Annotated in this window: 12 protein-coding genes; 6 read left to right on the top strand and 6 right to left on the bottom strand. The window is 73.9% G+C overall.

Features of this window, described 5'->3' with window-relative positions:
* Positions 1-145 precede the first annotated feature (145 nt).
* Positions 146-967 (bottom strand): SigB/SigF/SigG family RNA polymerase sigma factor, encoded by an 822-nt coding sequence (locus MCBG_RS08835; RefSeq protein WP_043325049.1) that lies wholly within the window; start codon positions 965-967, stop codon positions 146-148.
* Between the two features lie 287 nt (positions 968-1,254).
* Here MCBG_RS08835 and MCBG_RS08830 point away from each other — a divergent pair, with 287 nt between their 5' ends.
* Entirely contained in the window at positions 1,255-1,992 is a 738-nt protein-coding gene (locus MCBG_RS08830) for a hypothetical protein (RefSeq protein WP_043325048.1), read from the top strand.
* On the opposite strand, the gene MCBG_RS08825 is transcribed toward MCBG_RS08830, so the two are convergent.
* Positions 1,941-3,530 carry a phospholipase D family protein gene (locus MCBG_RS08825; RefSeq protein ID WP_043325047.1) on the bottom strand — a complete coding sequence of 530 codons (1,590 nt, stop codon included), beginning with the start codon at positions 3,528-3,530 and terminating at the stop codon, positions 1,941-1,943. The two genes, MCBG_RS08830 and MCBG_RS08825, sit on opposite strands and share 52 nt — an antisense overlap.
* 139 nt (positions 3,531-3,669) lie before the next feature.
* On the opposite strand from MCBG_RS08825, the gene MCBG_RS34765 reads away from it, so the two are divergent.
* Positions 3,670-3,798 carry a hypothetical protein gene (locus MCBG_RS34765; protein WP_255292629.1) on the top strand — a complete coding sequence of 43 codons (129 nt, stop codon included), beginning with the start codon at positions 3,670-3,672 and terminating at the stop codon, positions 3,796-3,798.
* A 44-nt stretch (positions 3,799-3,842) separates the two neighbouring features.
* On the opposite strand, the gene MCBG_RS08820 is transcribed toward MCBG_RS34765, so the two are convergent.
* Together MCBG_RS08820 and MCBG_RS08815 are read right to left on the bottom strand one after the other, a co-directional pair.
* A complete protein-coding gene (locus tag MCBG_RS08820; RefSeq protein ID WP_043325046.1) occupies positions 3,843-4,829 on the bottom strand; it encodes a pirin family protein in 987 nt (328 codons plus the stop codon).
* An 11-nt stretch (positions 4,830-4,840) separates the two neighbouring features.
* Positions 4,841-5,323, bottom strand: a complete 483-nt coding sequence (locus tag MCBG_RS08815) for a MarR family winged helix-turn-helix transcriptional regulator (protein WP_043325045.1) — start codon at positions 5,321-5,323, stop codon at positions 4,841-4,843.
* Positions 5,324-5,437: 114 nt separating this feature from the next.
* Between MCBG_RS08815 and MCBG_RS08810 the strand changes: the two genes are divergently transcribed.
* Positions 5,438-6,025, top strand: a complete 588-nt coding sequence (locus MCBG_RS08810; protein WP_043325044.1) for a DUF1684 domain-containing protein — start codon at positions 5,438-5,440, stop codon at positions 6,023-6,025.
* Positions 6,026-6,064: 39 nt separating this feature from the next.
* Here MCBG_RS08810 and MCBG_RS08805 read toward each other — a convergent pair whose 3' ends face one another.
* Positions 6,065-6,652 carry a general stress protein gene (locus MCBG_RS08805; RefSeq protein WP_043325043.1) on the bottom strand — a complete coding sequence of 196 codons (588 nt, stop codon included), beginning with the start codon at positions 6,650-6,652 and terminating at the stop codon, positions 6,065-6,067.
* A 112-nt stretch (positions 6,653-6,764) separates the two neighbouring features.
* On the opposite strand from MCBG_RS08805, the gene MCBG_RS08800 reads away from it, so the two are divergent.
* Entirely contained in the window at positions 6,765-8,555 is a 1,791-nt protein-coding gene (locus tag MCBG_RS08800; RefSeq protein WP_043325042.1) for a glycoside hydrolase family 15 protein, read from the top strand.
* A 90-nt stretch (positions 8,556-8,645) separates the two neighbouring features.
* Positions 8,646-9,146 carry a metallophosphoesterase family protein gene (locus MCBG_RS08795; protein ID WP_043325041.1) on the top strand — a complete coding sequence of 167 codons (501 nt, stop codon included), beginning with the start codon at positions 8,646-8,648 and terminating at the stop codon, positions 9,144-9,146.
* A gap of 4 nt (positions 9,147-9,150) precedes the next feature.
* On the opposite strand, the gene MCBG_RS08790 is transcribed toward MCBG_RS08795, so the two are convergent.
* Positions 9,151-9,375, bottom strand: a complete 225-nt coding sequence (locus MCBG_RS08790) for a DUF3072 domain-containing protein (protein WP_043330357.1) — start codon at positions 9,373-9,375, stop codon at positions 9,151-9,153.
* A 101-nt stretch (positions 9,376-9,476) separates the two neighbouring features.
* Between MCBG_RS08790 and MCBG_RS08785 the strand changes: the two genes are divergently transcribed.
* A complete protein-coding gene (locus MCBG_RS08785) occupies positions 9,477-10,415 on the top strand; it encodes an NAD(P)/FAD-dependent oxidoreductase (protein WP_043330356.1) in 939 nt (312 codons plus the stop codon).
* Positions 10,416-10,418 lie beyond the last annotated feature (3 nt).

The following is a 10,418-nucleotide window of genomic DNA, read 5'->3' as shown; positions in this document are numbered from 1 at the left end:
GAGCACCGACCCACTCTCGCACCCGCCCCCGGCGGGCTGTCGCACCGGCCCCGGTGGGCGGACACGGAACGGCCCGGCCGGCGCACCGCCGACCGGGCCGGGTGGACCGCTGCGCCGGGTCCGCCGACCCGGCCGCCGCCACCTGCTAGTACGTTCCGTCGAGCTGACCGCGCAGCTTGGTCAGGGCCCGGGCCAGCAGCCGGGACACGTGCATCTGCGAGACGCCGATCTGCTCGGCGATCTGCGACTGGGTCAGGTTGCCGTAGAAGCGCAGCGTGAGGATCTTCTGCTCGCGCTGGTCGAGCGTGGCCAGCGCCGGGCCGAGGGCGACGCGCGTCTCGGCCAGCTCGAACTCGCCGTCCTCGCCGCCGAGCAGGTCGCCCAGCTCGGTGGCCCGCTCGCCGTCGCCGGTCGGCGTGGACAGCGACACCGCGTTGTAGGCGCGGGCGCCCTCCAGGCCTTCGAGGACCTCTTCCTCGGTGAGCTTGAGGTGGGCGGCGATGTCGGCGACCGTCGGCGAGCGGCCGAGCGTCTGGAGCAGCGTGCTGTTGGCGTCGGAGATCGCCAGGCGCAGCTCCTGCAACCGGCGGGGGACGCGGATGTCCCAGGTGCGGTCGCGGAAGTGGCGCTTGAGCTCACCGATGATGGTGGGGATCGCGTAGCCGGCGAAGTCGACGCCGCGCGACGGGTCGAACTTGTCGATCGCCTTGATCAGGCCGATCGCGGCGGTCTGCGCCAGGTCGTCGTTCGGTTCGCCGCGGCCGCTGTAGCGGTGGGCCAGGTGGTTCGCCAGCGGCAGCCACGCCTCGATGGCGCGGTCGCGCAGCGCGGGCCGCGAGGGGTGGCCGGCCGGCAGCGCGGCCATGGCGGCGAGCAGGTCGGCGGCGCTGTCGGTGAGCGAGCGGGGGTCGAGCTTCGCGGAGCCGGCCGGCGTGGTCGCCGGGGCGCTGATCGTGTGGGCGGTCATGGGTGGTCCTCCCTGCACCTCGTCCGCGGAAGAAAAAGACGTGACGCTCAGGTTTAGGTGACGGTAGTACGTTCGGGAGCCACCATAGCCCGATCGTGCTGCCGAAATCTAGCCGAAAGTACGATGTACTTAAGGTGTGGCGGGGTATGGACCTCGTTTTTCCGGGCATAGCGCGCCCCGATCGGTCAACGCGGAATCCGACAGGTGGGCGAAGTGTCGCCTTTCTGTCGTTGTCCCGCCGACGGGACCGCCCGTACCGTCCGTAGCGACACGTCAACGGAGGCACCGTGCTGGATCCCGCCGCGCCGCAACTCGTCATCAACGCCCGGACGCTGCTGTTCAGCTGGCTCCCGGCGGATCCCGGCGTGGTCGAGACCCTGCTGCCCGCCGGTCTGCGTCCGCACCCGCAGCGTCAGGTCTTCGTCAACCAGTACGTGGTCGACGACGAGACACAGACCTCCGGCTTCGGCGCGTACTCGCTCACCTACCTGGGTGTCTCACTGACGGACATGGATCCGCCCGACGGCGGGACGCCGGGTGGCTGGTGGACCCACTACTTCTCCTCCAGCGAGCGGGTCCGGCGGTACGCCGCCGCACGGGGCGCGCCCGCCGCCGCCGGGGAGACGCGCCTGGACCTGCGGGGCGACCGGCTCACCGCCGAGACCCGGGCCGGCGACGGCACGCTGCTGATCCGGGTCACCGCCCGGGTCGGGCACACCGGCACCGAGGTCCACAACGGCCACCACCGCTACCTCACCGGCCGCGACGGCGAGCTGATCGTCACCGACTATCCGTACGTGGCCGAGCCGGTGTCACCGTTCGAGGTCGAGTCGGTGGAGTTCCCGGCGCCGGAGCATCCGGTCCACGCGCTGCGGCCGGCCAACCCGCTGCACGTGTGCTGGGGGTTCTACTCGCCCCGGGTCTCGTTCGCCTATCCGGCCCGCCCGAACGTGCCCGACGAGGTGCGCGACCGTCACCACGTGCCGGCCCGCCGGGCGCGCAGCGGCCTGCCGTCCGGGTCGTAGACCAGCCGGTACGCGGGCAGCGCCCAGAGCCGCGTACGCCAGGGCAGCCGCTCCGGGCGGTGCGGCCGCAACCGGCCCGGCGGACGGGGACCGGCCCGGCCCCCGGCGTGCCAGCGGTCCAACTCGTCGGCCGCCGCGGTGATCGAGGCCACCGCGTCCGCCGGGTCCAGCAGGTCGTCGTCCTGCGTGCCGCCGGGATCACGGTCCAGGTGCTCGCGCCACAGCCGCAGCCGCAGGTCGCGGGCGAACACCCGGGCGCTGTCGCCCATCCCGGCCGGGTCGGCCGGCGCGCGGGTGTCCCGGGTGTCGTCGAGCACCGCGCAGGACAACTCGCTGTCGTGCGTCCAGGAGCGGCGGTTGAAGTTGTCGCTGCCCACGCTGGCCCACACGTCGTCCACCACGCAGACCTTCGCGTGCACGTAGACCGGCGTGCCGTCGTGGTTCTCCACGTCGAACACGTGCACCCGTTCCGGCGCGGCCCGGTGGCACAGCGACAGCGCCTGCTCCCGGCCGACCATGTTCGGCGGCAGCGCGAGCCGGCCGTCCACGTCCGGGTGCCGGGGCACGACCGCCACCAGGTGCAGGTCCGGATGCTCGTGCAGCGCCTGCGCGAACAGCTCCGCCACCTCGGTCGACCAGAGGTACTGGTCCTCCAGGTAGATCAGCCGCCGGGCCCGGCGTACCGCCTTGGTGTAGCCGCGGGCCACGGTGCGCTCGCCGTCCGGGGCGAACGAGTAGCGGGGCCGCACCGCCGGGTAGGTGCGCAGCACCTGCACGTGGTGCGGCCCGCAGGGCGGCGGGTCGGCGGGCTGTTCGGGCAGCGGGTCGGGGCGCAGGTCGGAGCCGCGCAGCCGGTCCCGCAGGTACGCCATCGGGTTCTCCGAGTCCAGCGGCATCGGGTCGGTCCACCGCTCCCGGAACGTGGTGTCGAGCGCGCCGACGACCGGCCCGCGCACCGCGAGCTGCACGTCGTGCCAGGGCGGCGTGGGGCCGTACCGGGGGGACATGCCGATCGGCTGCGGGTCGCCGGCGTGGCCGGCGTCGTCGCGGCGGCTGTGGCACAGGTCGATGCCGCCGGCGAACGCGATGTCCCGGCTCGGGTCGCCCGGATGGCGCAGCACCACCAGCTTCTGGTGGTGCGAGCCACCGCGCCGGACCCGCTGGTCGAGCAGCACCTCGCCGCCGGCCGCCCGGATCGCCTCGCTGAGGTCGCGGTTCTCCGCCTCGCTGTAGGACAGCGTGTCGAGGTGGGAGCGCCAGATCAGGCCCTTGACGATCACCCCGCGCTGGGCGGCCCGCGCGAACAACTGCGCCACCGTCGGGCCGTCCGGGCGCATCCGCTCGTCCGGGTCGCCGCGCCAGTCGGTGAAGAACAGATGATCGCCCGCGGTGAGCGATTCCACCTCGCTGACCAGGCGGTCGAAGTACGCGGCTCCGTGAATCAACGGCTCGGCGAGGTTTCCATCGGTCCAGACGGGTAACTCAGACCCCAGGTTGGCGCGTTCCTGTGCGGTGAGGAACCAGTCCCGCAGAGTCACGTTCCACCCCCGAGGTCGACGACGTCCTCACACGGTAGGACCCCCGGCAGGACCCCGCACGGCGAGCAGCAGGTCGCGTGGGTGCCGCGCGCCAGGGGTACGCCGGACCCCTGGATCGCGACACCGAGGAGGCACCGACATGCCCGCCGAGACGACGAACACCGTGACCGACGACCGCGACCAGGCGGTGGAGGGTGAGCGGGGTGCGCTGGTGGCGGTCCTGTTGATGGTGATCCTCGGCGTGGCCGGGATCTTCGCCGTCTCCTGAGACCGCGGCCGGGCGCCCCGGCGGACCGGGGCGCCCCTGACAGGTCAGGGCCGGTCGCCCTGGCCGTCGCTGTGCGGCACCCGCCCGGTCGGGATCACCCCGAGCCGGCCGGCCTGGAAGTCCTCGACCGCCTGGATCAGCTCGGCGCGGGTGTTCATCACGAACGGGCCGTAGTGTGCCACCGGCTCGCGGATCGGCTGGCCGCCCATCAGGTACAGCTCCAGCGCCGGGGCGTTGGAGTCCTGCGTCCGGTCGGCGGTGATCCGCAGCGCCTCGCCGGGCCCGTGCACGGCGAGCTGGCCGAGGTGGATCGGCCGCCGGTCGGTGCCGACGGTGCCGCGGCCGGCCAGCACGTACACCAGCGCGTTGAAGTCCGACCGCCACGGCAGGCTCAGCTCGGCGCCGGGCTGCAACGTGACGTGCGCGATGGTGATCGGCGTGTGCGTCGAGCCCGGACCCTGGTGCCCGGCGACCTCGCCGGCGATGACCCGGATCAGGCCGCCGCCGTCGGGCGTGGTGAGCAGCGCCGACTCCCGGCCGCGGATGTCCTGGTAGCGGGGCGCGCTCATCTTGGCGATGCTGGGCAGGTTGACCCAGAGCTGCAGGCCGTGGAACAGCCCGCCGCTCATCACCAGGTGCTCCGGCGGCGCCTCGATGTGAAGCAGGCCACTTCCGGCCGTCATCCATTGAGTGTCGCCGTCGGTGATGGTGCCGCCGCCACCGGTCGAGTCCTGGTGGTCCATGATCCCGTCGATCATGTAGGTCACCGTCTCGAAGCCGCGGTGCGGGTGCCAGGAGGTACCCTTCGGCTCGCCCGGCGCGTAGTCGACCTCGCCCATCTGGTCGAGGTGGATGAACGGGTCCAGCTCGGTCATCGGCACGCCGGCGAAGGCCCGGCGGACCGGGAAACCCTCGCCCTCGTACCCGCTGGGGGCAGTGGCGACCCGGCGGACGGAGCGGTATTCGGTGGCCTCGCCGAGCTTCGGCAGGCGGGGCAGGACGAGGACGTCGTCGACGGTGATCGCGGGCATCGCGGGGCTCCTTACTTGTCGGCCGGGACGGACGACGCGGTGCGGTCGGCGCGCAGGCGCCGGCCGAGCCGCTCGAAGACCCGGGTGAGGCAGGCGACCTCGGCGTCGTCGAGGTCGTCGATCAGGTGGGCGCGCACGGAGCGCAGGTGGTGCGGCGCGGCCTCGCGAAGGGCGAACAGGCCGGCCGCGGTGAGCACTGCCTCGCTGCCGCGCCGGTCGGCCGGACACGCCTCCTTCGCCACCAGTCCGCGCTTGCGCATCGTGGTGATCTGGTAGGTCAGCCGGCTCGGCGAGAACACCAGCCGGTCGGCCAGCTCCCCCATGCGCAGCCGCTGGCCGGGCGCCTCGGAGAGCAGCACCAGCACGTGGTAGTCGGCGAAGCTCAGGTCGCTGTCGGCGCGCAGGTCGTCCTCGAGCCGGGTGAACAGCCGCTGGCTCGACTCGATGTACGCGCGCCAGCAGGCCATCCGCTCGGCGTCCAGGCTCTCCGTCATGGCTCCGAGAGTAGCACTATTTAAAATTTAAACAAGTGGCCCTGGCGTGCGCGGACCAGCGCGCCTTAGGGGGCTTCTTAAAACCTGAACGGGCCGCCCGGCTAGGGTCGGGGAATGGACGATCTCGACCTGCTCGACTGGCGGGAGCGGGTGGCGGCGCTCTACCTGTCCGACCTCGACCTGGCCGGCTTCCGGGCCGCCCGCGACGAGCTGTTCCGCACCCACCCCAGCAGCCCGGTGCCGCCCGCCGACCGGCCCGGCTTCACCGGACTGCGCTGGTACCCGCCCGACCCGTCGGCAGTGGTCGAGGCGCCGCTGCGCGCCACCTCCGGCGAGCTGCGCATCGACACCGGCGGCCCGGACGGCGTGGTCGCGTACCGGCGGGTGGCCGTCGCCGACACGCCGTGGGGACCGCTCACGCTCTGGTGGATCGAGGCGTACGGGGGCGGACTCTTCCTGCCGGTACGGGACGCCACCTGCGGCGACGGCTCGTACGGCGGGGGCCGGTATCTCACCGACACGGTGAAGGGCACGTTCGGCCGCGGCCTGACCGTGCTGCCCGGCGACCGGGTCCGGCTGGACGCCAACTACCTCTACAACCCCAGCTGCGCCTACGACGACAGGTGGGCCTGCCCGCTGGCCCCGCCGGAGAACCGGGTGGACGTGCCGCTGCGCGCCGGCGAGCGCGCGTACCACGAATGAGGGGAGGGCCGCCCGGCCCTCCCCTCATCGCCCTGCCGGTCAGCGGGCGGTGGCGCCCGTCGGTGTCAGGTGCATCCGGCTGAGCAGCTGCTGGGCCTGCCCGGCCATCTCCGCGTCCACCGTCACCGCGTACTGGGCGGCCCGCAGCGAACTGGCCGACGTGAAGTCACGCTGACCGCCGCTCATCGCGTGCGCGACAGCGCCGAACACGGCACCCCAGATCGCGCCGATCACCAGGCCGACCAGGATCACCGCGAGCCAGTTGCCGGCGGTGAAGATGCCGAAGAGCAACCCGATGAACAAACCGAACCAGGCGCCGGTGCCGGCCCCGAGCAGGGCCGCCCGGCCCGTGGTGAGCCGTCCCATCACGGTCTCCACGAGCGTGAGGTCCGTACCGACGATCGAGGTACGTTCCACCGGGAACCGGTTGTCGGCCAGATAGTCCACCACCCGCTGGGCGGACGGATAGTCCGGGTACGAGCCGATTGTGACGGTCGCCGAACCGGCCTGCGGTCCGTGCCCGTCCCCGCTCGGCGGCGTCGGGCGACCGCCCGGGCCGGACGGGAGGTTGTCGCTGCCCGGCATGCCGGGTTGCCAGGCCGTGGTCGGAGTCGAGGGTCTGGTCATGAGCATCCTCCTTCGTCAACCCGCCGCGTTCCCCTCGCCGGGCAGCGGTAACGCACCGGCCCGGACCGATGTGGCGAGGCATGCCGACGCCCCGCGCCGGGTAGCCACACCCGTGCCGACCCGACACATCAGCGAGCACGGCTTCCTCGCCGACGGGCGCAGCGCGGCCCTGGTCGACCGCGACGGCTCGGTCGACTGGTGGTGCCCGCCCCGGTTCGACGCGCCGTCGGTGTTCGGCCGCCTGCTCGACGAGGACGCCGGGCACTGGAGCATCCGCCCGGAGGAGCAGTCGACGAGCACGCGCTCCTACCTGGACGACGCGCTCGTGCTGCGTACCGTCTTCGCCACCGCGACCGGCACGGTGGCCGTCACCGACGCGCTGGCGCTGGAGCCCGGCGCGCGCGGTCACGACATCGGGATGCGCTCGCCGCGGGTGCTGGCCCGGCTGGTGGAAGGGCTCACCGGCGAGGTGACGATGCGCGTCGACTACGCGCCCCGCTTCGAGTACGGCCGCGTCGGCGCCTACCTGACCGAACGCGACGGCGTGATCCGCGCCACCGCCGGCGCCTGCCGCCTGGAGTTGCGCGCCGACGTCCCGCTCACCATCGCCGGGGGAGCCGCCACCGGGCGGTTCACCGCCCGCGCCGGCAGCACGCACCGCTTCACCCTCGGGTACGCCCCGACGTACGCCGGCGCCGAACCGGCGCTGCCCGACGCCGCCGAGGTGATCGCCGAGACGGTGGCCGGGTGGCGGTCCTGGTCGGCGCTGCACGACTACCAGGGCGAGTACCGCGACGAGGTGCGGCGCAGCGCGCTCGCGGTGCAGGGCATGACGTACGCGCCCAGCGGCGCGGTCGTCGCGGCGGCCACCACCTCGGTGCCGGAGCGGCTCGGCGGCGACCGCAACTACGACTACCGCTACGTCTGGCTGCGCGACTTCAGCCTCACCCTCCAGGCGCTGTGGCGGGCCGCCTGCCCGGACGAGGCGGACCGGCAGTTCACCTGGGTGGCGCGGGCGATGGGCCGGATCGGCGACGAGCCGGTGCCGATCATGTACGGCGTCGAGGGGGAGCGGGACCTGACCGAGCACGACCTCGACCACCTCGCCGGGTACGCCGGCAGCCGGCCGGTGCTCGTCGGCAACGACGCCTGGCGGCAGCGGCAGAACGACGTGCTGGGCGAGGTGCTGGATGCGGCCTGGCTGATGCGCTACTACCTCGACCCCATGTCACCGGAGGTGCGTGACCTGCTGCGCACGCTCGCCGACCAGGCCGAACGCGGCTGGCACCGGCCCGACGCCGGGATGTGGGAGGCGCGCGGCCCGCAGCGGCACTACGTCTCCTCCAAGGTGGAGTGCTGGACCGCGCTGGACCGGGCGGTCCGGTTCGGCTCCCGCATCGGCGAGCCGGCCGACGTGGCCCGCTGGGCCGCCGCGCGCGACGAGGTGCGGGCGGCGGTGCTCGCCCGGGGCTGGAACGAGCGGGTCGGCGCGTACACCGGGGTGTTCGGCTCCGACGACCTGGACGCCTCGGTGCTGGTCATGCCGCTGGTCGGCTTCCTGCCGGCGAGCGATCCACGGATGCGCGCCACGATGGACGTGCTGGAGCGGCGGCTGTCCCGCGACGGGCTGCTGCGCCGCTTCGACGGCGACCCGGCCGGGTTCGTGATCTGCTCGTTCTGGCTGGCCGCCGGCCTGGCCGAGGCGGGGGAACTGGACCGGGCGAGGCGGCTGTTCGAACGCCTTGCGGCCCGCACCAACGACCTCGGCCTGTACGCCGAGCAGGTCGACCCGGACACCGGCGAGCAGATGGGCAACTTCCCGCAGGCGTACTCGCACATCGGCCTGATCACCGCCGCCGGCCGCATCACCGACGCCGCCGCCCGCGCCGCCTCTCCGCGTTGATCATGAAGTTGACGGCGTAGTCGATCTCCCCGAGTGCCGCCAACCTCATGATCGGCGCGGGAAAGAGGGGGGGTGGGGGAGGATGAGGGGGTGGAGCTGGTGATCATGGCGGACACGCACGTGCCCAAGCGGGCGCGGGATCTTCCGGGGCCGCTGTGGGCGGCCGCGGAGGCCGCGGATGTCGTGGTGCACGCCGGGGACTGGGTGGACGTGGCGCTGCTGGACGCGCTGGAGGCGCGGTCGCGCCGGCTGGTCGCCGTGTACGGCAACAACGACGGGCCGGAGCTGCGCGCCCGGCTGCCCGAGGTGGCCCGGGTCGAGCTGGACGGCCTGCGCGTCGCCGTGGTGCACGAGACCGGCCCGAAGACCCGCCGCGAGGAGCGCTGCGCCGCCGCGTACGGCGACTGCGACCTGCTCGTCTTCGGGCACTCGCACATCCCCTGGGACAGCGTCGCCCCGGGCGGCCTGCGGCTGCTCAACCCCGGCTCGCCGACCGACCGGCGGGCGCAGCCGCACGCGACGTACCTGACCGCGCGGGTGGCGGCGGGGCGGCTCGACCGGGTCGAGCTGCACCGCCTGCCCCCGCGCTGACCGCTCAGCGGCCCCGGCCGGTCTCCGCCTGCAACTCGTCGATCCGCCGGGACGCCTCGGCCTTGGTCAGGCCCTCCGGCACCGGCTCGCCCGCCTCCTGCGCCAGCGTGTGCAGGTACGACTCCTGGGCGGCGGTGGGCGGCTCGTCGCCGGTGACCCAGTCGTCCGGGTCCTTGACGGCGGCGTCCGGGTTCACGTTCCTGCCGTTGGTGCTGGCGCGGTCGGCCATGCTCATCACCTCTCCTCGAACAGGTGTTCCACTACCCCCGGGCCGCCGGGTTCATGCCGGCCGCCGCCTACGATCACCTGGTGACGACGGACCGGGCGGGCGTGGTGGTGGTCGGCGCGGGCATCGCCGGAGTGGCGTGCGCGACCGAGTTGGCGCGGGCCGGGATCCCGGTACGGCTGCGCGAGCGCGCCCGGGTCACCGGCGGGCGGATGGCCAGCAAGCGTTTCGACGGCCGCCCGGCCGACCTGGGCGCCGCGTACTTCACCGTCGACGACCCGGACTTCGCCGCCGTGGTGGACCGGTGGCGGGCGGCCGGGCTGGCGCGGGAGTGGACCGACACGCTCGCCGCGTACGGGCCGGGCGGACGCGAGCAGGTCACCGGCCCGATGCGGTGGGCCGCCCCACGCGGGCTGCGCTCGCTCGTCGAACACCTGGCCGGCGACCTTCCGGTGACCCACAACCGGCTGGTGATGACAGTCGAGCCGGGCCCCCGGGCCGACGGCGCCGAGGCCGAGGCGGTGGTGCTCGCCATGCCCGGCCCGCAGGCCGCGCTGCTGCTGGACCCGGCGCTGGCCGAGGCGACCCGGGCGGTGGCCGCGCAGCGGTGGTCGTCCGCGTTGACCGGGGTGCTGCACTTCCCGGCCCGCCGCTGGGCGGACTTCCGGGGCGCGTTCGTCAACGACCACCCGGTGCTCAGCCTGGTCTGCGACGACGGCGACCGGCGCGGCGACGGCGCGCCGGTGCTCGTAGCGCACACCACCGCCGGGTTCGCCGCCCGGCACCTGCTCCAGCCCACCGCCGCCCGCGAGGCGATCGAGCAGGCGGTCCGCGACCTGCTCGGGCTGCCCGAGCCGGCGCTGTCGACCCACGTGCACCGCTGGACGTACGCGACCCCGGCCGCGCACGCCGGGGATGCCACGTTCCACCTGGACGACGACGGCATCGGCCTGGCCGGCGACGCGTTCGGCCGCCCGCGCGTGCAGACCGCCTGGCGCTCCGGCCGGGACCTCGGCCGCGCGCTCGCCGCCCGGTTGGGCTGAACC

Origin of the sequence: Micromonospora sp. M42 (genome assembly GCF_000568915.1) — a bacterium.
Classification (GTDB): Bacteria; Actinomycetota; Actinomycetes; order Mycobacteriales; family Micromonosporaceae; genus Micromonospora; species Micromonospora chalcea.
The sequence above is the reverse complement of the archived record's forward strand: the minus strand, read 5'-3'. Positions and strand labels throughout refer to the sequence as shown.